General features: G+C 40.2%; 25 protein-coding genes. 17 read left to right on the forward strand and 8 right to left on the reverse strand.

The window, feature by feature from the left end; translation table 11 throughout:
* Window positions 1-8: 8 nt before the first annotated feature.
* Window positions 9-1,109: a DNA polymerase III subunit beta gene (gene dnaN / locus E7T07_RS06100; RefSeq protein WP_135710001.1), complete on the reverse strand. Its 1,101-nt coding sequence runs from the start codon at window positions 1,107-1,109 to the stop codon at window positions 9-11.
* Between the two features lie 9 nt (window positions 1,110-1,118).
* Entirely contained in the window at window positions 1,119-2,495 is a 1,377-nt protein-coding gene (gene dnaA, locus E7T07_RS06105; protein WP_135710002.1) for a chromosomal replication initiator protein DnaA, read from the reverse strand.
* A gap of 330 nt (window positions 2,496-2,825) precedes the next feature.
* On the opposite strand from dnaA, the gene rpmH reads away from it, so the two are divergent.
* From rpmH to mnmE, 5 genes are all read left to right on the forward strand, one after another.
* Window positions 2,826-2,960, forward strand: a complete 135-nt coding sequence (gene rpmH, locus E7T07_RS06110) for a 50S ribosomal protein L34 (RefSeq protein ID WP_005539760.1) — start codon at window positions 2,826-2,828, stop codon at window positions 2,958-2,960.
* Between the two features lie 14 nt (window positions 2,961-2,974).
* Entirely contained in the window at window positions 2,975-3,340 is a 366-nt protein-coding gene (rnpA, locus tag E7T07_RS06115; protein ID WP_135710003.1) for a ribonuclease P protein component, read from the forward strand.
* Entirely contained in the window at window positions 3,304-3,567 is a 264-nt protein-coding gene (yidD, locus tag E7T07_RS06120; RefSeq protein ID WP_135710004.1) for a membrane protein insertion efficiency factor YidD, read from the forward strand. Before rnpA ends, yidD begins: the two co-directional genes overlap by 37 nt.
* Window positions 3,564-5,180 (forward strand): membrane protein insertase YidC, encoded by a 1,617-nt coding sequence (gene yidC, locus E7T07_RS06125; protein WP_135710005.1) that lies wholly within the window; start codon window positions 3,564-3,566, stop codon window positions 5,178-5,180. Before yidD ends, yidC begins: the two co-directional genes overlap by 4 nt.
* A gap of 115 nt (window positions 5,181-5,295) precedes the next feature.
* Window positions 5,296-6,666 (forward strand): tRNA uridine-5-carboxymethylaminomethyl(34) synthesis GTPase MnmE, encoded by a 1,371-nt coding sequence (gene mnmE / locus E7T07_RS06130; RefSeq protein ID WP_135710006.1) that lies wholly within the window; start codon window positions 5,296-5,298, stop codon window positions 6,664-6,666.
* Between the two features lie 49 nt (window positions 6,667-6,715).
* Here the strand turns inward: mnmE and murJ are convergent, their stop codons facing one another.
* Window positions 6,716-8,287 (reverse strand): murein biosynthesis integral membrane protein MurJ, encoded by a 1,572-nt coding sequence (gene murJ / locus E7T07_RS06135; protein WP_135710007.1) that lies wholly within the window; start codon window positions 8,285-8,287, stop codon window positions 6,716-6,718.
* 219 nt (window positions 8,288-8,506) lie between these two features.
* Between murJ and rpsT the strand changes: the two genes are divergently transcribed.
* Window positions 8,507-8,770, forward strand: a complete 264-nt coding sequence (gene rpsT, locus E7T07_RS06140) for a 30S ribosomal protein S20 (protein WP_040976974.1) — start codon at window positions 8,507-8,509, stop codon at window positions 8,768-8,770.
* A gap of 69 nt (window positions 8,771-8,839) precedes the next feature.
* Here rpsT and E7T07_RS06145 read toward each other — a convergent pair whose 3' ends face one another.
* Window positions 8,840-9,505, reverse strand: a complete 666-nt coding sequence (locus E7T07_RS06145) for a YtjB family periplasmic protein (RefSeq protein ID WP_135710008.1) — start codon at window positions 9,503-9,505, stop codon at window positions 8,840-8,842.
* Window positions 9,506-9,555: 50 nt separating this feature from the next.
* Here E7T07_RS06145 and serB point away from each other — a divergent pair, with 50 nt between their 5' ends.
* The 5 genes from serB to E7T07_RS06170 all read left to right on the forward strand — a co-directional run bounded on the left by serB (window position 9,556) and on the right by E7T07_RS06170 (window position 12,481).
* Window positions 9,556-10,515 carry a phosphoserine phosphatase gene (gene serB / locus E7T07_RS06150; protein ID WP_425455033.1) on the forward strand — a complete coding sequence of 320 codons (960 nt, stop codon included), beginning with the start codon at window positions 9,556-9,558 and terminating at the stop codon, window positions 10,513-10,515.
* An 11-nt stretch (window positions 10,516-10,526) separates the two neighbouring features.
* Window positions 10,527-11,018, forward strand: coding sequence for a YajQ family cyclic di-GMP-binding protein (locus E7T07_RS06155; protein WP_135710010.1), 492 nt, complete (start codon window positions 10,527-10,529; stop codon window positions 11,016-11,018).
* A gap of 225 nt (window positions 11,019-11,243) precedes the next feature.
* Complete coding sequence (locus tag E7T07_RS06160) at window positions 11,244-11,471, forward strand: hypothetical protein (protein WP_135710011.1); 228 nt, start codon at window positions 11,244-11,246, stop codon at window positions 11,469-11,471.
* Window positions 11,472-11,491: 20 nt separating this feature from the next.
* The gene (locus tag E7T07_RS06165) at window positions 11,492-11,968 is read left to right on the forward strand and encodes a hypothetical protein (RefSeq protein WP_135710012.1); all 477 of its coding nucleotides are present in this window, start codon (window positions 11,492-11,494) and stop codon (window positions 11,966-11,968) included.
* 33 nt (window positions 11,969-12,001) lie between these two features.
* The gene (locus E7T07_RS06170; protein WP_135710013.1) at window positions 12,002-12,481 is read left to right on the forward strand and encodes a hypothetical protein; all 480 of its coding nucleotides are present in this window, start codon (window positions 12,002-12,004) and stop codon (window positions 12,479-12,481) included.
* A 68-nt stretch (window positions 12,482-12,549) separates the two neighbouring features.
* Here E7T07_RS06170 and pssA read toward each other — a convergent pair whose 3' ends face one another.
* A complete protein-coding gene (gene pssA, locus E7T07_RS06175) occupies window positions 12,550-13,902 on the reverse strand; it encodes a CDP-diacylglycerol--serine O-phosphatidyltransferase (protein WP_135710014.1) in 1,353 nt (450 codons plus the stop codon).
* Window positions 13,903-14,012: 110 nt separating this feature from the next.
* Between pssA and E7T07_RS06180 the strand changes: the two genes are divergently transcribed.
* Both E7T07_RS06180 and E7T07_RS06185 read left to right on the forward strand, forming a co-directional pair.
* Entirely contained in the window at window positions 14,013-15,053 is a 1,041-nt protein-coding gene (locus E7T07_RS06180; RefSeq protein WP_135710015.1) for a TrmH family RNA methyltransferase, read from the forward strand.
* Window positions 15,053-15,283, forward strand: a complete 231-nt coding sequence (locus E7T07_RS06185; RefSeq protein WP_135710031.1) for a zinc ribbon domain-containing protein — start codon at window positions 15,053-15,055, stop codon at window positions 15,281-15,283. The genes E7T07_RS06180 and E7T07_RS06185 overlap by 1 nt, the downstream gene beginning before the upstream one ends.
* A 16-nt stretch (window positions 15,284-15,299) precedes the next feature.
* Here E7T07_RS06185 and E7T07_RS06190 read toward each other — a convergent pair whose 3' ends face one another.
* The gene (locus E7T07_RS06190) at window positions 15,300-15,560 is read right to left on the reverse strand and encodes a YfhL family 4Fe-4S dicluster ferredoxin (protein ID WP_135710016.1); all 261 of its coding nucleotides are present in this window, start codon (window positions 15,558-15,560) and stop codon (window positions 15,300-15,302) included.
* A gap of 86 nt (window positions 15,561-15,646) precedes the next feature.
* Between E7T07_RS06190 and E7T07_RS06195 the strand changes: the two genes are divergently transcribed.
* The 4 genes from E7T07_RS06195 (at window position 15,647) to E7T07_RS06210 (ending at window position 20,197) form a co-directional block, all read left to right on the forward strand.
* The gene (locus tag E7T07_RS06195; protein WP_407706964.1) at window positions 15,647-16,411 is read left to right on the forward strand and encodes a ribonuclease T2 family protein; all 765 of its coding nucleotides are present in this window, start codon (window positions 15,647-15,649) and stop codon (window positions 16,409-16,411) included.
* Between the two features lie 104 nt (window positions 16,412-16,515).
* The gene (gene pgk / locus E7T07_RS06200; protein WP_135710018.1) at window positions 16,516-17,685 is read left to right on the forward strand and encodes a phosphoglycerate kinase; all 1,170 of its coding nucleotides are present in this window, start codon (window positions 16,516-16,518) and stop codon (window positions 17,683-17,685) included.
* A 97-nt stretch (window positions 17,686-17,782) separates the two neighbouring features.
* Entirely contained in the window at window positions 17,783-18,862 is a 1,080-nt protein-coding gene (gene fbaA, locus E7T07_RS06205; RefSeq protein WP_135710019.1) for a class II fructose-bisphosphate aldolase, read from the forward strand.
* A 72-nt stretch (window positions 18,863-18,934) separates the two neighbouring features.
* On the forward strand, window positions 18,935-20,197 hold the full coding sequence (locus E7T07_RS06210) for an O-antigen ligase family protein (protein WP_135710020.1): 1,263 nt from the start codon (window positions 18,935-18,937) through the stop codon (window positions 20,195-20,197).
* A gap of 74 nt (window positions 20,198-20,271) precedes the next feature.
* On the opposite strand, the gene E7T07_RS06215 is transcribed toward E7T07_RS06210, so the two are convergent.
* Together E7T07_RS06215 and E7T07_RS06220 are read right to left on the reverse strand one after the other, a co-directional pair.
* Window positions 20,272-21,183: a siderophore ABC transporter substrate-binding protein gene (locus E7T07_RS06215; protein ID WP_135710021.1), complete on the reverse strand. Its 912-nt coding sequence runs from the start codon at window positions 21,181-21,183 to the stop codon at window positions 20,272-20,274.
* A gap of 31 nt (window positions 21,184-21,214) precedes the next feature.
* A complete protein-coding gene (locus tag E7T07_RS06220; protein WP_135710022.1) occupies window positions 21,215-21,976 on the reverse strand; it encodes an iron ABC transporter ATP-binding protein in 762 nt (253 codons plus the stop codon).
* Window positions 21,977-22,047: the final 71 nt, after the last annotated feature.

The raw sequence follows: 22,047 nt of genomic DNA on the forward strand, positions 1-22,047 counted from the left end.
TCTGAGATTTATAATTTCATCGGCATAATTACATATTCTGCACTGTTGTCTGCAATATCTTCCACCAAACAACTTGATGAAGCATCCGTTAAACGAACACGTACACGTTGTGACTTAATTGCATTTAGCACATCTAAGACATAGCTCACATTAAAGCCGATTTCCATTGGTTCGCTCGTGTAGGCAACATCAATCATTTCTTCCACTTCTTCCTGTTCAGGGTTGCGCGCTGTGATTTTGAGCTGATTATTGGCTAACTCTAAACGCACGGTGCGGACTTTTTCACTGGATAAAATAGAGGCGCGGACAAAAGCTTGTTTTAAGCTTTCCCAATCCGCTTCTAAAATCCGATCCGCATTGCGTGGTAGAACGCGTCTATAATCAGGGAAGCGTCCATCAATTAATTTAGAGGTGAAGATAACAGAGCCTAATTGAACACGTAGATTATTTGTACCAATTTGTACACGAGCAGGGATCTCACTGCTCGGATCAAGTAATCGAGCTAATTCCAACACGCCTTTTCTTGGCAAAATAACGGAATAATTTTGCAGATCTTGCTCTAATTCAATGGTACAAACTGCAAGACGGTGGCCATCTGTTGCTACCGTTCGCAATAGATTGCCCTCAGTCTCAAACTTCATCCCGTTTAAGAAATAGCGCGCGTCATTGTTTGCCATGGAAAATTGTGTGGCGTCAATTAAACGGCGTAAATTGGCTTGTGACACAGTGAAATCCACTTCCGATTGCCAATCCGTTAAGTTTGGATATTCTTCGGCAGGAAAAGTCGCCAAATTAAATTTGGTGCGTTCAGAACGAATAATGGCGCGATCTTCTTCGAAATCTACATTAATAATCGCATTTTCATGTAAACTGCGGCAAATATCTAAGAATTTTTTAGCCGGAATAGTAACATCACCATTGGCATCATTATCGAGTTGCGCAGTAGTTGAAAGTTCAACCTCTAAATCGGTACCTGTAATAGTGAGTTGATTACCACGAATTTGTAGTAACACATTATTTAGCACAGGAATATTTGGACGGTTGCTTAACACGCCACAAACTTGCTGTAATGGTTTTAACAGATTTTCTTTTGAAACGATAAGCTGCATAGTATTTCCTTATGCTGATAAAGTACGGACTAGGTTAGACCAATCTTCTTGTAAATTGGTATCTTCTTCACGAAGTTCTGCAATTTTATCACAGGCATACATCACTGTGGTATGATCCCGATCACCAAAATTTTTACCGATTTCAGGAAAACTTCGGTTCGTTAATTCTTTGGCTAATGCCATCGCCACTTGGCGTGGGCGAGCTAATGAACGCAGTCGGCTTTTTGATTTTAAATCAGAGACTTTAATTCGATAATATTCAGCCACCACTTTTTGAATATTTTCGATCGTGACTAATTTTTCTTGTAACGCAAGCATATCTTTTAAAGTTTCGCGAGCGAAATCTAAGGTAATGGGTCTGCCGGTAAATTCGGCATTAGCGTGAACACGGTTAAGTGCGCCTTCTAACTCACGAACATTAGCACGCAGTTTTTGCCCAATAAAGAATGCCACTTCTTCGGGTAAATCAATTTGACGTTCTTCCGCTTTCTTCATCAATATTGCCACACGTGTCTCTAATTCAGGCGGTTCAATTTGTAAAGTTAAGCCAACGCCAAAACGAGAAGTTAAGCGTTCTGTAAAGTTATCAATGGCTTTCGGCAATTTATCTGAAGTCAAAATAATTTGACGTCCACCTTCAAATAAGGAATTGAAAGTATGGAAAAATTCTTCTTGTGTTCCGTCTTTGCCCGCGAAAAATTGAATGTCATCAATCAGTAGTACATCCAGAGAACGATAGAATTTTTTAAATTGTTCAATACGTTCGCTACGTAGGGCTTTTACCATTTGTTGCACATAGCGTTCGGAATGAATGTAAACAATGCGTGTATTTGGATTGTCCGCTAAAATCGCATTGCCGATAGCGTGTAACAAGTGGGTTTTTCCTAAACCTGAACTGCCATATAAAAACAAGGGGTTTGCCATAGTATCCCCAGGGTTTTTAGCCACTTTTAACCCCGCTGAGCGTGCTAATTGATTGGATTTTCCCCCCACAAAATTGTCAAACACGTAGTTCGGATTTAAGTTCGTACGAAATTCCGTTTGTTCTAAATCTTGGCTTGTATTGACCGCACTTTGTGTAGGTGATGGTTGCTCTTGTACAGGTGTTGTCGGCACTTTAGGGGCGGCAGGTTTTACGCCTTCCACTAATTTAATAACTAAATGAGGATTTTGACTCAATTCTTGTGCGGTTTTGATAATTTTATCTAAGAAGTGTTTCTCTACCCAATTTTTTACAAATATATTTGAGGCATATAGTGTAATTTGGTTTGTATTATTGGCATCAGCTTGTAGCGGACGTAGCCACATGTTGAGATCATTGGCAGACACTTGATCTTGTAGTATTGATAAACAATTTGCCCAAAGGGATGAAAGTTGGTGTTCCATTTTAGCTTTATTATGAGTGAGTTATAGAAAATGGCACATAAAAGTGCGGTCAAAAATCGGGATAATTTTACAATAAAATCCTAAAAAGATCTTCTCTGAAAGATCAAAAAAATGACTTGAGATTTTCCCCGAAAAACGTATAATTCGCCGCGCTAATTGAGATAAAGAGAAAATTCTTCTATTTCTAATTTGACGAACGGTGATTTTAACAGTAAAATTCCGTTCCTATTTTTGAATAACCTTGTTTTCAAGTAATATGTTTTGTTCGCTTTGATTCTCAGTGCGAATAAAGCGATCAATACAAACACTTTTGATTTAGGTAGATTTAACATGAAACGTACATTTCAACCATCTGTATTAAAACGTAGCCGCACTCACGGTTTCCGTGCACGTATGGCAACTAAAAACGGCCGTCAAGTTTTAGCTCGTCGTCGTGCTAAAGGTCGTAAAAGTTTATCAGCTTAATTTTTCACTGTAACGTGATTAAGCAAGAGTTAACTTTTCATCGGGGGCTACGTTTGTTAGCCCCTGAGCATTTCAGATATGTCTTTCAAGACCCAGCGCGTGCCAGTACGCCTGAAGTCACCATTCTCGCTCGCCAAAATTCTCTCGATTGTCCTCGTTTAGGCTTAACGGTGGCAAAGAAACATCTTAAACGCGCTCACGAACGTAACCGTATTAAACGCTTATGCCGCGAAAGTTTCCGTTTATTGCAACACGAATTGCCAAATTATGATTTTGTGATTGTGGCAAAAGCAGGAATTGGTAAGTTAGACAATCAAACTTTCAGCCAAACGCTTAGCAAACTATGGCAACGTCACATTCGCTTGGCGAAAAAATCTTAATTAAGATTATTCGCGGCTACCAAATTTTCATCAGTCCAATGATGGCACCACGCTGTCGCTTTGTTCCAACTTGCTCTTGTTATGGATTAGAAGCCATAAAAACGCATGGCGCGTTAAAAGGTAGTTGGCTTACGCTTAAACGTGTATTAAAATGTCACCCTTTACATCAGGGTGGATACGATCCTGTGCCGCCGAAAAACAATAACCATAAAGAGAACAACCAATGAATTCAAATCGTGGCTTATTAGCACTCGCTTTACTTTTCATCTCGTTCCTTGTTTATCAACAATGGGAAATGGATAAAGCACCAAAACCTGTCGTTGCACAAACAAGTGTTGCTCAATCAACAACTGATACGCCAACAAGCGCAACAGGCGCGTCAAACGCAGTTGATAGCCAAGCCCAAGGGCGTATCATCACTGTCTCAAATGACGTTTTCCAATTAAAAATCGACACCCTTGGTGGTGATGTTGTAGAAAGCGATTTATTGGCTTACGCAAAAGAGTTAAACGGTGAAGAGCGTTTTGCTTTACTAGAAAATAAAGACGGAAAAACCTATGTGGCACAAAGTGGCTTAGTGGGTAAAAACGGTATTGATACGGCAGCAGGTCGTGCTCAATATCGTGTTGAAGGCGATGAATTTAAATTAGCCGATGGTCAAGATGAATTACGCGTACCTTTAACCTTAGAAAAAGACGGTGTCATTTTCAACAAAGTCTTTGTACTGAAACGTGGTTCTTATGATGTTGCGGTTAACTATGAAATTCAAAATAACAGTGCCGCAGCGATTGAAGTGCAGCCTTACGGTCAATTAAAACATACTTTAGTGGAAAGTTCAGGCAGTATGGCAATGCCAACCTATACGGGTGGTGCTTATTCTTCATCAGAAACAAACTATAAAAAATATAGCTTTGATGAAATGAAAAGCAACAACCTTTCTATCAATACCAAAGCAGGTTGGGTTGCTGTATTACAACATTATTTCGTTTCAGCTTGGATTCCAAATCAAGATGTAGATAACCAACTTTATACAACAACCAATAACGGTATGGGCTTTATCGGTTATCGCGGTCCTGTCACAGCGGTTGCAGCAGGTGAAACAAAAACTATTACCAGCTCTTTATGGACAGGTCCGAAATTACAAGAGCAAATGGGCGAAGTGGCAAATCATTTAGATTTAACCGTTGACTATGGTTGGGCATGGTTTATCGCTAAACCGTTATTCAAATTGTTAACCCTTATTCAAAGCTTAGTAAGCAACTGGGGCTTAGCAATTATTGGCGTCACCTTAGTAGTGAAAGCCATTCTTTACCCATTAACCAAAGCACAATACACTTCAATGGCGAAAATGCGTATGTTGCAACCGAAATTGCAAGAAATGCGCGAACGCTTTGGCGATGATCGTCAACGTATGAGCCAAGAAATGATGAAGCTTTATAAAGAAGAGAAAGTGAATCCATTAGGTGGCTGTTTACCGTTATTAATCCAAATGCCAATTTTCATCGCATTATATTGGACATTTATGGAAGCGGTAGAATTGCGTCATGCCCCATTCTTCGGTTGGATCCAAGACTTATCTGCACAAGATCCTTACTACATTCTTCCGTTGTTAATGGGTGGTTCAATGTACTTGTTGCAAAAAATGTCACCAACACCTGTGGCTGACCCAATGCAACAAAAAGTAATGAACTTTATGCCGGTGATCTTTACCGTATTCTTCTTATGGTTCCCGGCAGGCCTTGTGTTGTACTGGTTAGTGTCAAACTTAATTACCATTATCCAACAACAATTAATCTATCGCGGATTAGAGAAAAAAGGCTTACACAGCCGTAAAAAATAATCTCAAATGCAAATAAAAGAAAGGGCATCGAAATGATGCCTTTTTTGTTATAATTTCGCACAAAATTTTAACCGCGCTTGTAACGTAAAAGTGCGGTCATTTTCAGGAACATTTTATGACAGATTTTCAAAAAGATACCATTGTTGCACAAGCAACTCCCATTGGTCGTGGTGGTGTGGGCATTTTGCGTGTTTCAGGCCCGCTTGCGGAAGACGTAGCAAAAGCAGTGGTAGGCAAAACCTTAAAACCGCGCTTAGCCAATTATTTGCCGTTTAAGGATATTGACGGAACAACTCTCGATCAAGGCATTGCCTTATTCTTTAAAGCACCGAATTCTTTCACGGGCGAAGATGTGCTTGAGTTGCAAGGTCATGGCGGGCAAATTGTTTTAGACTTGTTGTTAAAACGAATTTTGCAAGTAAAGGGCGTTCGTTTGGCGAAACCGGGGGAATTTTCCGAACAGGCTTTTTTAAATGACAAGCTGGATTTAGCGCAAGCGGAAGCCATTGCCGATCTTATTGATGCCAGCTCAGAGCAAGCGGCGCGTTCTGCCTTAAAATCTTTGCAAGGCGAGTTTTCCAATAAAGTCAATCAGTTAGTGGAGCAAGTCATTTATTTGCGGACTTATGTGGAAGCGGCCATTGATTTCCCTGATGAAGAAATTGATTTTTTAGCAGACGGAAAAATCGAAGGGCATTTGAATGAGATTATTGCCCAATTAGACAATGTTCGCCGAGAAGCAAGACAAGGCTCAATTTTACGTGAAGGGATGAAAGTGGTGATCGCAGGTCGTCCAAATGCAGGGAAATCCAGCTTGCTTAACGCGCTTGCAGGACGAGAAGCGGCGATTGTGACGGACATTGCAGGGACAACCCGAGATGTGTTGCGTGAACATATTCATATTGACGGCATGCCGTTACATATTATTGATACCGCAGGATTGCGTGATGCCACGGATGAAGTAGAGCGCATCGGGATTACACGTGCTTGGAATGAAATTGAACAAGCGGATCGTGTGTTATTAATGCTCGATAGTAGCGATCCTGCGAGCAATGATCTTGAAAAAGTGCGGTCAGAATTTTTGGCAAAATTGCCGGCCAATTTACCTGTAACCATTATTCGCAACAAGACGGATTTAAGCGGTGAAGGGGAAAGTATTCAGGAAGAAAATGGTTATACCATTATCCGTTTGTCGGCACAAACTCAACAAGGTGTGGATTTCTTACGCGAGCATTTAAAACAATCAATGGGCTATCAGACCGGAACTGAAGGCGGCTTTTTAGCACGCCGCCGTCATTTGGAAGCCCTTGAAAAAGCCGCTGAGCATTTACAGGCCGGGCACATCCAATTAACGCAATTTTATGCAGGGGAATTATTAGCGGAAGAATTGCGTTTGGTGCAAAACTGTTTGAGTGAAATTACAGGGCAATTCACATCGGATGATTTGCTAGGTAATATTTTCAGTTCATTTTGTATTGGAAAATAACCAAAAAATTATAGGAAAAATCCCACGTTAAGGCGTGGGATTTTGTGGTTTATTTTCTTGCTAACAAATGTTCTTTGCGAATACCTAAAACCACTAAGGTACCTAAATAACTGATGGCGGCAATGGCAATTAACCACGCTAGCCAATGCACCCGTTTTAAGAAGGTCATGCTGTTCCAGGTTTCTAAACTTGGGCAAAAATACCAAACCAAACCACCCATCAAACAGGCGGCAATCAAAACTTTCACAAAAAAGACCGCACTTTGGCGACTAAAATGATAAACGTCTGTTTTCGCTAAGCCACGATAAAGTAGGAAGGCATTCAATGTTGCAGACATCGCAGACGCCATCGCGAGCCCAACATAGCTAAACCAAAAGGCTAAAATATTAAAGCCCATATTACTTACCATGGCAATAATCCCGATTTTTACAGGGGTTTTCGTGTCTTGGCGGGCGTAATAGCCATTGGCTAAAATTTTAATGAGCATAAAGCTAAGCAAACCTGCGTTAAATGCCCAAAGGGAAAGGGCGGCGGCTTGCACATCCGTTAAACGGAATTCCCCACGCATAAATAACGTGAGTAGCATGGGTTCAGCAAGAACGGCAATACCTATCATGGCGGGCACGCCTAGCAATAAAATCATTCTTACCCCCCAATCCATTGTGCGGCGAAAATCCTCCGCACTTTGCGGATTGTCCGCTTTGTTGACGTGTTGACGTGCTAAGGTAGGTAAAATTACCGTAGATATTGCAATGCCAAACAAGCCGAGCGGGAATTCGAGTAAGCGATCGGAATAATAAAGCCAGCTGATTGAACCTGTCATTAAAAAGGATGCAATAAAAGTATCGAGCAAAAGGTTGATTTGACTGACTGAAACCCCAAATAACGCCGGGATCATGAGTGTGCGTATTTTTTTTACCCCTTCATCATGCCACGCCCATTTGGGTTTAACCAGTAATCCGGCTTTTTTGAGAAAAGGAATTTGGAACAAAAATTGCAATAACCCACCAACAAAAATACCTATGGCTAAGGCTAAGTCAGGGCTATCCAGTTGCGGCGCGAGCAAAAGTGCGGTGGCAATCATAGCAATATTGAGCAATACAGGGGAAAATGACATTACGCCAAATTTCCCCAGCGTATTTAATATTGCACCTGATAATGCAACAAAGGTGATAAACCACAAATAAGGGAAAGTAATTTTGAGCAACAATGAAGCTTGTTCAAACTTATGCGCATTTTCACCGTTATGCAGCCAATCCATAAACCAGCCCGTACCAAAAATAGCTGCCACCACCGGCGAGCCAATCATGGCCACTAGCGTCACAATAGTGACTAAACCGCCCAAGGTGCCTGAAACTTTTGCAATAAATTCTCGGGTTTTGTTCATATCACCTGATTTTTGATATTCCGCCAGAACAGGCACAAATGCTTGTGAAAAGGCGCCTTCCGCAAATAAACGGCGCAAGAAGTTTGGAATTCGATTGGCAAATAAGAAAATATCGGCCGCCGCACCTGCTCCAATAATATTGGCAATGACGACATCCCGTACCAAACCTAGGACACGAGAAAGTAAGGTCATTGTGCTGACAATAATGCCTGATTTTAGAAGTCGTTTACTCAAAATTAAGATCCATTAGCAAAAAATTGCGTTAATTTTATAGAAATTTCATATTTGCGCTATATTCTAACGAAAAAAACTGCTAAAATCTCGCCCACATCGTTGATCTCGTCGCGAATGGCTTAATGCGACACCTTAAAACGGTGGTAACATTCGGTTGTGTCTCACCGAAAATCAACATATTTATCAATTAGTTAACTAAAAAATTTTAGGAGTTTGACCTTGGCTAATATCAAGTCAGCAAAAAAACGTGCGGTTCAATCTGAAAAACGCCGTCAACACAACGCAAGTCAACGCTCAATGATGCGTACTTACATCAAAAAAGTTTATGCAGCAGTAGCAGCTGGTGAAAAAGCAACCGCTGAAGCCGCATTCGTAGAAATGCAAAAAGTCGTGGATCGTATGGCATCTAAAGGCTTAATCCACGCAAACAAAGCTGCAAACCACAAATCTAAATTATCTGCACAAATCAAAAAATTAGCATAATTTAGGTTTCAATATTTAGTATAAACCGCACCTTAAAGTGCGGTTTTTTTATGGCAAGAATTAGGAGCCTTATGTTCGTCTGCGGCGGCGATGGTAGCTTAATGCATTATTGCTCAGGCGTTTTCGCGTGATTTTAGTTGGTGTATCTTGTGTTCGATGAGCACGGCGGTAGTGGCTGAGAAAATAATGCACGGAGCTGGCTAACACAATGCCCACTAAGAATATCACAATAAATTCACCGTAAAGCTGTTTAAATAATTGGCCGGTTTTACTTTGTGTGGTTTGCCCATATTGACTATTAAAGGTAATGCGCAGAAAACCTTCTACCCCATTTTTGGAGTAAATCGGCTCAACAATTTGTTGGTGCCGTGCTGTTGTATTATCTTCCAACCCTAATTGCGCTCTAAGGCTTTGACTTCCGTGGCTTTGGGCAATTAATTCACCGTTTCCATTATATAAGGAAGCATCAATCACAAAACTTTCTTGCGCAAGATTATCTAAGGTTTCCGTTAGTTTTTCCGTTTTGGCATTATTCAACAATAACATAGCCAATAAATTGGTTTGTTGTCGAACTAATAAATGTGACAAATTGGCAACTTGGTTAACGCTCGCAAGCTGTGAGCCAATATGAAATTGTTTTACCCCAAATAAAATGACACCAAGTGCCGCCAGACACAATACAATAATCGTAGCAAACAGCGCGGATTTCTTGATTTTTTCATGCAGAATTTGCAAGTTCTTTTCCTAACTTAAAGAGAATGATGTATGATTGTAGCATTATTTTTATTAAAGGATCATCTATGCAAACCATTCTTCAACAATATCCTACATTTCCCACCGCACTTTTACCTGACCAACCTGTTTTAGCAACAAAAGGCTATTCCATTCTTTTTGGTATAGGGTTAAATGCGGAAAAATTGACGGATTTCCAAGTAAAGTGCGGTCAAAATTTTGAAATTTTAGATTGCTGGCAAGCGATACATAATGTGGTAGTGTTATTTAAGGGCACCTTTTCTCAGGCACAAATTGAGGTCGCCCATCATTTGCAATTAGACGCTGCCGTGATTGATTTTAACGCCAGCCTAAGCCAAGCGGGTTTGCTTGTGATGGATATGGATAGCACCGCGATCAAAATTGAGTGCATTGATGAAATTGCCAAATTGGCAGGAACGGGGGAAGAAGTCTCTGCGATTACTGCCGCCGCAATGCGTGGTGAATTAGATTTTGAGCAAAGTTTACGCCGCCGCGTAGGCACCTTAAAAGGTGCACCTGAAAGCATTTTAGCCCAAGTCCGCGAAAACCTTCCGTTAATGGAAGGATTGCAAGAAACCTTGGTCGAATTAAAAAAATATGGTTGGAAAACCGCTATTGCTTCAGGGGGCTTTACTTATTTTGCGGATTATTTGAAAGAAACCTTAGGCTTAGATGCTGCGGTTTCCAATCAATTTGAAATTGTGGATGGCACACTTACAGGCAATGTAAAAGGGGATATTGTGCATGCCCAATATAAAGCCGACACGCTACAACGCTTGGCACACGCGTTTGCTATTCCATTGGAAAACACTGTTGCCATTGGCGATGGGGCGAATGATTTAGCGATGATGGCCGTGGCAGATCTTGGCGCCGCATTTCACGCAAAACCAAAAGTACAACAACAGGCGCAAGTTGTGGTAAACTTTGCCGACTTAACAGGCTTAATTTGTTTATTAAGTGCCAATGATCGAGTTCAACAAATTGAAAAATAAGGAGAAATAAAATGCCATCTTTTGATATTGTTTCAGAATTAACCATGCACGAAGTGCGCAACGCGGTAGAAAATGCAAACCGTGTATTAAGTTCACGCTATGATTTCCGTGGCGTGGAAGCGGTGATTGAGTTAAATGAAAAAAATGAAAGCATCAAAATTACGTCAGAATCAGATTTCCAATTAGAGCAACTTTATGAAATTTTGTTAGGCTCTTGCATTAAACGGGGCATTGAAAGTACCTCTTTAGATGTGCCATCGGAAAGTGAACATCACGGTAAATTGTATTCAAAAGAGATTAAATTGAAGCAAGGCATCGAAACCGATATGGCGAAGAAAATCACCAAATTGATTAAAGACAGTAAATTGAAAGTCCAAACCCAAATTCAAGGGGAACAAGTTCGTGTTACAGGAAAATCCCGTGACGATTTACAAGCGGCTATTCAATTAGTCAAAGGTGCAGATTTAGGTCAACCGTTCCAATTTGAGAATTTCCGCGATTAAGTATCAATCGTTATATTGATTAGTTACGTTTATTTGCGACATTACATTGTGTAATGTCGCTTTTTTTATCATGTAAAACACCGCTTTTAAAACGCCATTCAGTACCATACTGAATGTAGCTCTCTACTTGACGTAGAGAGCTACATATAACAAGTACTGAAGAACCAATAAACAAAATTGATATGTGTTCAGTATTTGCTCAATTCAAATGGATGGGATTTAAAGATGACGATGTTAAAAGAAGTGTATGATTTTATTGCACCAACAGTTCAAGCGAAAATTGATATGCTTAAAGCGGAGCTTGAGGTAGCAGAACAAAAGGCGGTTATTTGTATTCATTACGATAAGGAGCTTATTGATAAAGCAATGCATAAAATCATCAAGGAGTATAAAAATTACTCTATTCAATATACAGTTGCTCCTAATTGCTTAGAAATTACCATTAGCCGTTAATAAGTAAGGGGAAATAAACGATGAAAAAATTTATACGAATGCTTAGTGTAGCAATGTTAGCCTTAGGCGTGGTAAATACAGTTAGTGCAAAAGCGGCAACTACGGAAATGGTTGATGAAAAACTTTCTTGGAATGAATTAAGAAGCATTTTAGAGAGTGAAGATTTAATGAGGTTTCAAGCTCAACGTGAAGGTGTACAGATTTATGCAACGGGAGATAATGAAATATGGAAAAATCTAAATGTTCATGTGTCTTCTGTAGGAGTAAGTCTTTTGAACTCTAGAATATTGTTTATAGCATATCTTCCTGAAACACAATGTAATGAAAAAACAATTACTGATTGGAATGGGCAGTTATTCGGGGCTTATATTATTAAAAATGGCAAGAATTGTAATCTAGTGACAACAATGAATTTAATTGGTGGTATAAGCAAAAATAATATCAAGTCAACGATAACGATATTTGCTGCTCTTGTTAAAAAAATATCTGTTCGTTGATAAGAATGAGTTTCTATAAGATAAGGATTTATAATGATGAACAAATTTGTACGAATGTTTGGTGCATTAGTGTTGGCGTTTAGTGGGATAAATGTGGCTAATGCAGAGCCATTTACTGCACAAGTATTTGATGAAACCATCTCATTAAGTGAATTAAAAGCAGCGCTAGAGCATGACAATTTTCTAGAAACACATCATATAGACCCCAATAAGCCTTCACTTTTAGTTTTGTTGGGAAATTCATCTTTTTGGGAAGAAAATAATATTAAACTGACTCAGCCTGTTGCTGTGATGTTGCGTGATAATGCGTATTTGCTCGTGGCAACTCAGACTAAAGAAAGTGTATGTGACGCCGTCAATAACAGGCAGAACTACACATCTTTATTTGCATCCAAAAGTAATGGTCACTGTAATTTAATGTACCCTATCTTACTATTCGGTGGTGTAACGGGGGATAATATCCAAGCGAATGTGATAAATTTCATTATCAATATACAGGCATTAATAAAATAAATTTGGTGTAATAGATATAAAAAAACAGTCATAATGGTGAGTCATTATGCCTGTTTTTATATTACAGCTTACAAAATCATTTTCACAATTTGATCGGCTTTAACCCGAGAGAAGCGTTTTAATAAACGCTGTACCGGCGCAGGGTAGTCGTCCATTTCTTCTAATTCAGAATAATGCCCTAGTAAGCTTGTGTGTTTACGAATTTGCTCTAATTCTGTACGCACTTTTTCTTGTAACGCTTGATTTGGATCATGAATAAGTAACCCATTTTCAGCATCCAAACGCCATGCACGTGGGTTAAGGTTATTGCCTGTGAGCAAAATATAACGATTATCTACCCAAACGCCTTTGAGATGATAAGAGTTATCGCCATGTTTCCACAAGCGAATTTGTAGGTTGCCTTGTGCAATATCCGCTTCAAATTTTTTACAGAATAATCGCAGATTTTTTTCGTATAAGTAAGGCAGCGCGCCTGCCATACGGAATGGCTCTGTTGGCGGAATATAAAAGTCATTGGCGGTTTTATCGCCGACAATAATTTCGACTTGCTTGCCGTCATTGAGTAAATCACGAATTTTAACTTGTAATGTACGCGGGAAGTTAAAATAGGGGGTGCAAATAGTGAGTTTATCTTCAACGAGTACAAATAAATCCTGAATGGTGCGATTCAATAAATTATCACGTGCACCCAAACCGAATAATGGCGTAATCATTAATTCTTCGCCCAAATTCACCGCACTTTTTAGCTGATATTGGGCATTTTTTAGGTTGCGGCGGAAGGCTTTGATTGCCGACTTAATTTCTTTCGTTTTTGGACGGGCTTCGTCTAATGGAAAAACAGCCGTTGAATCAAGTAAATAGGTGTTTATAAAGTTGACAAAACTATCTGCCAAATCTGCGTGGTGGATTTTTTGATAGCGGTCATAACGATATTTTTCCTTCTGCTGCAAATAGACGTTATTAATGCTTGCGCCACTGTAAAGCACAATATCATCAAAGACAAAGCCTTTGATGTGTAAGACACCAAATACTTCGCGCGTATTCACAGGAACGCCAAAAAACATTTTGTCATTGCCATGCAATTGACGTTGTTCTTCGTACCAATCTGCATTGGTTTGACTTTTTGCCGCACCTAATAAATTACGTTGCGCGCGGTGCCAATCCACGAGAATTTTGATCTCTAAGTTAGGATTAGCCGCTTTGGCTTGATAGATTTCATTGAGAATTTCTTGACCGGCTTCATCAAGTTGCCAGTAAAGTGCGGTGACGTAAATACGTGTTTTGGCACTGCGAATTAACTCAATGATGGTTTGTTTGAATTGTGGCGCGCCGGCTAAAAATTCCACATCCGCTGAATTAAGCGGTAAATAAGGTAATTTAGCTAGATGTTGTTGCGCGCGTTTGTGTCGATTGATAAACATATTATTTTTTCTTCTTACACAATTTTTAAATGTTGGTGCGAGACCAATTAATGCGGTAGTTTACAATATTTTTGCTATAATGCCTAAAATTTTTGATTAGAGATATTCCTATGACTTCATTTAAGCAACCTAAGTTTCAAATTTCTTCCCAAGAAAATCGCTTTAAAGAACGTACTCTTGGTGAAGGTTCTACACGCCGGTTTAATGAGCGTAAAGCGAAAAAACAGGATGAAAATTCACCGCACTTTAAGGGAAAACGCAGTACGCGAGGTTCGGATAAATCCGCTTTCGCGCATTCTCAACCAATGACGCCACAAATAACAGAAACCCAGCTGGGCGGTGTGAAAGTGGTCGTGAAATCCATGGGAGCCGGCGATAAGCCGAAAGTGAAGAAAACAGGGGCGTTATCCCCTCGCGCGCCTGAAAAGATTAAGAAAAATCGCGCAGAAGAAATGAAAGTTTTTGGGGAAAATGCCTGTTTGACGCTATTTGCAGAACGTCCCGAAAGTATTGTCCGTGCTTGGGCTACGGTGGAAATGTCTCATCGTATCGGGGAAATGTTTAGTTATTTGGCGGCAAATAAAAAAGCTTATCACGTGGTGGATCGTGCGGAATTAGAATTAGTGAGCGGTTCAGAGCATCATGGTGGGATTTGTTTGTTGGTCAAAAAACAACGTCCTTTCACGTTGACCGGCTATTTAGATATTCCGCGTCAAGCAGATTGCTTGTTGTTGCTGGATGGGGTGGCAAATAATCCGCAAAACATCGGAGGCATTATCCGCACTTGTGCGTTTTACGGTATTAAACAGGTGATCTCAAGTGAGCCTGAATTATTAAATAGTCCAAATGCCTTTCGTGTCGCGGAAGGGGGAATGGAATATGTTCATCCGTTGCAAGCCGAAGCGACAGACATGGCATTATCTCAGTTGCGCAAAGCAGGATATCAGATTGTTCATTTGAGTAACGAGAAAAATGCGCAAAGCGCGAGTCATCTTAAGTTACAAGATAAAGTCGTGTTTGTTCTTGCTCATGCTGATTTTGCGGAGAAGGGGGATGATATTGTGAATTTAAGTTTCGCTAATCCGTTAAAATCCGGGTTAAATGTCGCCGTTGCGGCAGGGATTTTATTATCAAAATGGGTGGCGCGTTAATGGCGTTACAACGCTGCCCCGAATGTCGGCATAAAATTAGTGAAGGTGCGGAAACCTGTCCGCACTGTGGCTTTTCTTTTCGTGCGGCCGATTTGGCGATTTATAAGCAAAAATTAGAACAACGGCGGTTGCATAATCAAGAATTGAATAAGCAAAATGCCAAAATTCAGTTAATTTGGCTCGTGATTTTTATTATTGTGATTGCGGTGGCAAGTTGGTGGTACCATTAAGTTGATTTCATCATGCTTAAAGTTTGTCGGCATGATGAATTAACACAAAACGTTCCCAAAGCTCTTCTTGGGTTTCGCGGTGTTGTGGGTCATCAATAATGCATTTGCTAATAGGACACACTTTTTGACATGTTGGACTATCATAATGACCAACACATTCCGTACAAAGAGTAGGATCAATAATATAAATTTCATCGCCCACAGAAATCGCTTCGTTGGGACATTCAGGCAAACACATATCGCAGTTGGTGCATTTTTGCGTAATTAATAACGCCATAGCAATCCTTAAAGATAATGACAGGAAGTGGGCGATTATAAAGAAATTAATGGAAAAATTAAAGGATAACAATGATGGAACGGTATTTGAAACGGCTTTTTTCAGCACTTTTTTCTGCCTTGGTTGGCGGCGTAGTGATCTATATTGTTTTGGCAATAAGCGAATGGAATACAGATAAACAGCCTAGTGTCAAAGAAAATCAGCAGGAAGTGATTCAATCCAAAGCGACCCAAGAGCCACTAATTCAACCGGTTAATCGTGCGGTAAAAGAAAGTCATCCTTTGCCCCATTATGACACCATTATGCGTAATGATGCCATTGGGCAAAACGCTTATGCAAAGGTGGATTATTACATGCTGGCGCTTTCGTGGTCGCCTGCGTTTTGTGAAAGCCAAATACAAAAATACGGCAATAGCCTGCCCGATTCATCTAAGATGCAATGTGGTATGCAGCGAAAATATGGCTGGGTGATTCATGGTTTGTGGCCGCAAAAAATGCATGCGCGTAGCGTTTCTGATCATCCGCGTTTTTGCCAAGGCGACTTGCCACAGTTGGATTATGCGGTGATTGAGCCCTATTTAGCAGAAAGTCCAAGCCCTCATTTGTTGCAAGGTGAATGGGAAAAGCATGGTGCTTGTGCCTTTAAAACAGCAGATGGTTATTTCAAAAAACAACGCGAATTGTACCGCACTTTACGCTTGCCGACAGAAGCCTTGCCGGTCAAAAACTTATTTCGTTGGATGAAAATGCATAATCCCCAACTGCGTAATGTCAATATGCAAGCAAGTCGTAGCGAGCTTTTTATTTGCTATGATTTACGTTGGAAAGTGGTGAATTGCCCGAGTAGATAGGCAAAATCTCAAGAAATTTGATCTAGAACAGTTACAAGCTAATAATAACTCGGTATAATGTCGAAGTTTCAGATTTTATTATTTTAACCAAAAGAGGATAAATTATGTCAGTAATCAAAATGACCGACCTTGATCTTGCAGGTAAACGTCTTTTCATTCGCGCGGACTTAAACGTGCCGGTAAAAGATGGCAAAGTAACATCTGACGCACGTATTCGTGCTACGATCCCAACGTTAAAATTAGCGTTAGAGAAAGGCGCGAAAGTGATGGTCACTTCGCACTTAGGTCGTCCAACAGAAGGCGAGTTCAAACCGGAAGATTCATTACAACCTGTTGTTGATTACTTGAACAATGCAGGCTTTAAAGCGCGTTTAGTACAAGACTACTTAAACGGCGTTGATGTCGCTGAAGGCGAAATCGTTGTGTTAGAAAACGTTCGCGTAAACAAAGGCGAGAAGAAAAATGACGAAGAATTATCTAAAAAATACGCCGCACTTTGCGACATCTTCGTTATGGATGCATTCGGTACAGCGCACCGCGCGCAAGCTTCAACTCACGGCGTAGCACAATTTGCACCGGTTGCTTGTGCAGGCCCATTATTAGCAGCTGAATTAGATGCGTTAGGTAAAGCATTAAAAGAACCACAACGCCCAATGTTGGCAATCGTTGGTGGTTCAAAAGTTTCAACAAAATTAACCGTATTAGATTCATTATCAAAAATCGCTGACCAATTAATCGTGGGCGGTGGTATCGCAAATACCTTCATTGCGGCAGAAGGTCACAATGTAGGTAAATCATTATACGAAGCAGATTTAATTCCTGAAGCACAACGTTTAGCGAAAGCAACCAGCATTCCGGTGCCGGTTGATGTTCGTGTAGGTACAGAATTCTCTGAAACTGCACCGGCAACGGAAAAAGCGGTAACTGAAGTCGCAGCAGATGAATCAATCTTCGATATCGGTGATAAATCAGCGGAAGAATTAGCGAAAATCATTAAATCTGCAAAAACAATTCTTTGGAACGGCCCGGTTGGCGTATTTGAATTCCCTAACTTCCGTAAAGGAACTGAAGTGATTTCAAACGCTATCGCTGAAGCAACGGCAAATGGCGCATTCTCAATTGCCGGTGGTGGTGATACATTAGCCGCAATCGACTTATTCGGTATCGCAGATAAAATTTCTTACATCTCAACAGGTGGCGGTGCATTCTTAGAATTCGTCGAAGGCAAAGTGTTACCGGCGGTTGAAATCTTAGAAAAACGCGCAAACGGCTAATTATCCTAGGGTGCGTGTCAACGCACCATTATAAACAAACAATTTTTTATTTTAACGGTGCGTTAGCAAACGCACCCTACACAAAGGAAAAGCAAAAATGGCTAAATTATTAGACATCGTAAAACCAGGTGTATTAACTGGTGAAGACGTTTCAAAAGTATTTGCATACGCAAAAGAACATGGTTTCGCAATTCCAGCGGTTAACTGTGTAGGTTCAGACTCTGTCAACACCGTATTAGAAACAGCTGCTCGCGTTAAAGCGCCTGTTATCGTTCAGTTCTCAAACGGCGGTGCGTCATTCGTAGCAGGTAAAGGTATCAAACCGGCATCAGGCGCACGCGCAGATGTATTAGGTGCTATCGCAGGTGCAAAACACGTTCACACTTTAGCAGAAGAATACGGCGTACCTGTTATCCTTCACACTGACCACGCAGCGAAAAAATTATTACCTTGGATCGATGGCTTATTGGATGCAAGCGAAAAACACTTCGCAGAAACAGGTAAACCATTATTCTCATCTCACATGTTAGATCTTTCAGAAGAACCAATGGAAGAAAACATGGCAATCTGCCGCGAATACCTTGCGCGTATGGACAAAATGGGCATGACCCTTGAAATCGAAATCGGTATTACCGGTGGTGAAGAAGATGGCGTGGATAACTCAGGTGTTGACGAATCTAAACTTTATACTCAACCTGAAGATGTATTATACGTTTACGATCAATTAAGCCCGGTAAGCCCACGTTTCACTGTTGCGGCAGCTTTCGGTAACGTACACGGTGTTTACAAACCAGGTAACGTAAAATTAAAACCATCTATTTTAGGTGCTTCACAAGAATTCGTAGCAAAAGAGCGTAATCTTCCGGCGAAACCAATCAACTTTGTATTCCACGGTGGTTCAGGTTCTTCACAAGAAGAAATCCGCGAAGCAATCAGCTACGGTGCAATCAAAATGAACATCGACACGGATACACAATGGGCAGCTTGGGACGGTATTCTTCAATTCTACAAAGCAAATGAAGCCTATCTTCAAGGTCAATTAGGTAACCCGGAAGGCCCTGATGCACCAAACAAAAAATACTACGATCCACGCGTTTGGTTACGTAAAATGGAAGAGTCTATGTCTAAACGCTTAGAACAATCTTTCCAAGATTTAAACTGCGTTGACGTATTATAATTCCTAAAATTCTGTTAAAATTAACCGCACTTCAGTTGTTGAAGTGCGGTTTTTTATTATGTGGGAATGAAAATGAACAAACTCAATGCAGATATTGTTGTTAATGGGCTGATTGCGCTATTCTTTGTTTTATGTTTATCTGTTCACAGTGGATACAGCATTTCGCCAATTGCACTGTCAGTGTTCGGACTTGGCTATGTTATTTATTCCTTCTATAAAAAACAGCCATGGCAAATTTCTGCTGATGAAAAACAGCTTATTTATAGCTACGCATTTTACTGCGGATTAATCCTGATTTCTTTTGTTGTCAATCAGGGGCGAATAAACGAATTAGAACCGCCTACGAAGATTTTTTTCTTATTAACCTTATTACCATTTTTTAGTCGATTCCCAATTAAACTTTCTACGTTACTTTATTCTATCCCTGCAGGCGGTATAGTGGCTGGCATAGTTGCTTTATTTGATCGTTTTTATTGGCATGCAGAGCAAGCTTATGCGCTTAGAATTATGCATATTCAAGGTGGCGATATAGCCATGAGTTTAGGCATGTTCTCGCTTGTTTGTGGGATCTATTTTTTTACTAAAAAACAGTCAAAATCAATGTTATTTTGTATTGCCGGTTCATTGATGGGGATGTTGGGCAGTATTTTATCCACTGCTCGTGGTGGATGGATTGGCGTGCCATTAGTCTTAGGGGCGATTTTCTGGATTTATCGTAAACAACTTCCTAAGAAATTTTTTGTGTCACTTTTAGCTTGCTTCGTTGCAGTCATTGGCATTACGGCATCCATTCCTAAAACGAAAATTATGGTGCGGGTTAACGAGGCAGAACAAGAAATTACAGGTTATATGAGCGACAAAAAAGGGGCTGGCTCGACTTCTATTGGCGCACGTTTTGAGATGTGGAAAAGTGCGGTTATTATGATCCAAGAAAAACCGATTTTCGGTTGGGGAAAAATGGGCGCAACGCAAGAACGTAAAGCTCATGCAAAACAGGGATTAGTAAGTCCTGTCATTGCACAATTTAGCCATGCACATAACCAATATTTAGATGATTTTACCAAACGTGGTGTGTTAGGCTTTATCGCGCTACTCGGTATTTTCTTGGTGCCGTTACGTTTTTTCTGGAAAAATAGCACAGCTATTCCTGAGATTAAAATTGTGGCGACTTTAGGCGTTGTGCATGTGATTTCTTTTATGTGTTATAGTCTAAGCCAAGGGATTTTTATTCACAATTCAGGTTATTTATTTTATTTCTTCTTAGTTGTAGTGTTTTATGCTGTCATGATGTCTTTTAAAAGGAATGTCGAATTGTGTCAAACCTCTTCCGTTTGAGCTATTAAAAATTCCATTTTCCTCTTTATCGTAGAGACAGGGTTAGTCCCTGTCCTACAATATAAAGCAACCGGTTACGGTTTTGCTTTCATCACCGAACTCACTTCATCCACCATAATTTCCGTGGCTTTCAACCCACCAAAGGCTAAATACCAATTTTGCGCATCGAGATAAATAATATGATGATTTTGTGCCGCTTTGGTTTTGTTGATAATGGCATTATTTAATACCGTTTGCGCGTTGTTGGCTTTGTCGGTAATGGCTGCGGTACGGTCAACGACTAATAAATAATCGGGATTTTTCTCAGCAATATATTCAAAACTAACGCTATTGCCGTGGGTGCTGGCAGTTAGGTTAGTATCAATTGGTGAGAAACCAAAGTTTTTATACACCATGGCATAGCGTGATTGATCACCAAAGGCACTAATTCGGCTTTCGTTAACAATGGTCACTAACGCCGTTTTTCCTTTTGTTAACTGCGCTAATGAAGAAATTTGTTTATCTAAGCCGGCGAGTTTTTCTTCCGCTACCGCTTCTTTATCAAACACTTTTGCCAAGGCAAAAATATTCTTTTTCAGGCGACCATAATAGTCGTTGTAATCATTTTCAAGATACAACACCGGGGCAATTTCTTTTAAACGATCGAGATTTTTGACCATTCGACCTGATGCGATAATCAAATCTGGGGCGATTTCGTTGATTTTCTCAAAATTAGGTTCGGGCAAGGTTCCCATATTGGCATATTTGTCATCGGCAAATTCGCTTAAATAGCTTGGGATTTTTCCTTTTGCGGTACCAACCACGCGATCTTTTACCCCTAATTCTCGCACGCTGTCTAAGAGTGAAAATTCTAATACCACAACACGTTGTGGGTTGTGGGGAACGCTTTGTTGCCCCGTGAATGTATCTACGGTGATATTTTCAGCTTGGGCAGTGAGCGCGAAAAATGCGGCACAAAGTGCGGTTAATTTTAATCGTTTTTTCATAAAGTCTCCTATTGAAGATAAATTGATATTGTTATCGAAAATACGTAGCAATACGATGGTTATCAATCTCATAAATGGGGATAGACATATCGTAAATTTGTTCCAAAATGTCTCGTTGCATGATGTCAGCGGTTTTGCCAAATGCCGCTAATTTTCCGTTTTTCATAGCGAGAATTTGATCCGCATAACAGGATGCAAAATTAATATCGTGAATGACAATAATCACCGTTTTTCCGAGTTCATCCACCAATTGACGCAACACTTGCATAATTTGCACCGAATGTTTCATGTCCAAATTGTTCAAGGGTTCGTCTAACAAAATGTAATCTGTATCCTGTGCCAATGTCATGGCAATATAGGCGCGTTGGCGTTGTCCGCCGCTTAATTGGTCGATGTAGCGATGACGAAATTCATTTAAGTCCATATAATGGATGGCATTGTCGATAAAAGTGCGGTCGGTTTGGGTTAAGTTTCCTTTGCTGTAAGGGAAACGTCCAAATGCCACTAATTCTTCTACGGTTAAGCGCAAGTTAATGTGATTGGATTGTTTTAAAATGGCTAATTGTTTGGCAATGTCTGAATTCTTTTTCTGATTAAGCAATTCGCCATCCAGCCAAACTTCGCCGCTTGAGCTTGGCAATAAGCGGCTCATCATGCCTAATAATGTACTTTTACCCGCCCCATTCGGGCCAATAAATGCGGTAATTTTGCCTTGTTCAATACAAAGAGAAATCTGATCTACAACGACTTTATCGCCATAATGTTTACTCAGTTGTTTTAGTTCTATTGCCATTTTTTACTCCTTGAATTGTCAAACCAAGTGCAACGATTTTTTGAAGTAAACTTCATAAGGTGTTTTCCAAC

Origin of the sequence: Actinobacillus porcinus, from assembly GCF_901764995.1 — a bacterium.
Classification (GTDB): domain Bacteria; phylum Pseudomonadota; class Gammaproteobacteria; order Enterobacterales; family Pasteurellaceae; genus Exercitatus; species Exercitatus porcinus.

Excerpts from the sequence above, each read along its gene's own strand:
- dnaN (WP_135710001.1), bottom strand. The coding sequence starts at position 1,109 with ATGCAGCTTATCGTTTCAAAAGAAAATCTGTTAAAACCATTACAGCAA.
- dnaA (WP_135710002.1), bottom strand. The coding sequence starts at position 2,495 with ATGGAACACCAACTTTCATCCCTTTGGGCAAATTGTTTATCAATACTA.
- rpmH (WP_005539760.1), top strand. The coding sequence starts at position 2,826 with ATGAAACGTACATTTCAACCATCTGTATTAAAACGTAGCCGCACTCAC.
- yidD (WP_135710004.1), top strand. The coding sequence starts at position 3,304 with ATGGCAACGTCACATTCGCTTGGCGAAAAAATCTTAATTAAGATTATT.
- yidC (WP_135710005.1), top strand. The coding sequence starts at position 3,564 with ATGAATTCAAATCGTGGCTTATTAGCACTCGCTTTACTTTTCATCTCG.
- mnmE (WP_135710006.1), top strand. The coding sequence starts at position 5,296 with ATGACAGATTTTCAAAAAGATACCATTGTTGCACAAGCAACTCCCATT.
- E7T07_RS06155 (WP_135710010.1), top strand. The coding sequence starts at position 10,527 with ATGCCATCTTTTGATATTGTTTCAGAATTAACCATGCACGAAGTGCGC.
- E7T07_RS06160 (WP_135710011.1), top strand. The coding sequence starts at position 11,244 with ATGACGATGTTAAAAGAAGTGTATGATTTTATTGCACCAACAGTTCAA.
- E7T07_RS06165 (WP_135710012.1), top strand. The coding sequence starts at position 11,492 with ATGAAAAAATTTATACGAATGCTTAGTGTAGCAATGTTAGCCTTAGGC.
- E7T07_RS06170 (WP_135710013.1), top strand. The coding sequence starts at position 12,002 with ATGATGAACAAATTTGTACGAATGTTTGGTGCATTAGTGTTGGCGTTT.
- pssA (WP_135710014.1), bottom strand. The coding sequence starts at position 13,902 with ATGTTTATCAATCGACACAAACGCGCGCAACAACATCTAGCTAAATTA.
- E7T07_RS06180 (WP_135710015.1), top strand. The coding sequence starts at position 14,013 with ATGACTTCATTTAAGCAACCTAAGTTTCAAATTTCTTCCCAAGAAAAT.
- E7T07_RS06185 (WP_135710031.1), top strand. The coding sequence starts at position 15,053 with ATGGCGTTACAACGCTGCCCCGAATGTCGGCATAAAATTAGTGAAGGT.
- E7T07_RS06190 (WP_135710016.1), bottom strand. The coding sequence starts at position 15,560 with ATGGCGTTATTAATTACGCAAAAATGCACCAACTGCGATATGTGTTTG.
- pgk (WP_135710018.1), top strand. The coding sequence starts at position 16,516 with ATGTCAGTAATCAAAATGACCGACCTTGATCTTGCAGGTAAACGTCTT.
- fbaA (WP_135710019.1), top strand. The coding sequence starts at position 17,783 with ATGGCTAAATTATTAGACATCGTAAAACCAGGTGTATTAACTGGTGAA.
- E7T07_RS06210 (WP_135710020.1), top strand. The coding sequence starts at position 18,935 with ATGAACAAACTCAATGCAGATATTGTTGTTAATGGGCTGATTGCGCTA.
- E7T07_RS06215 (WP_135710021.1), bottom strand. The coding sequence starts at position 21,183 with ATGAAAAAACGATTAAAATTAACCGCACTTTGTGCCGCATTTTTCGCG.
- E7T07_RS06220 (WP_135710022.1), bottom strand. The coding sequence starts at position 21,976 with ATGGCAATAGAACTAAAACAACTGAGTAAACATTATGGCGATAAAGTC.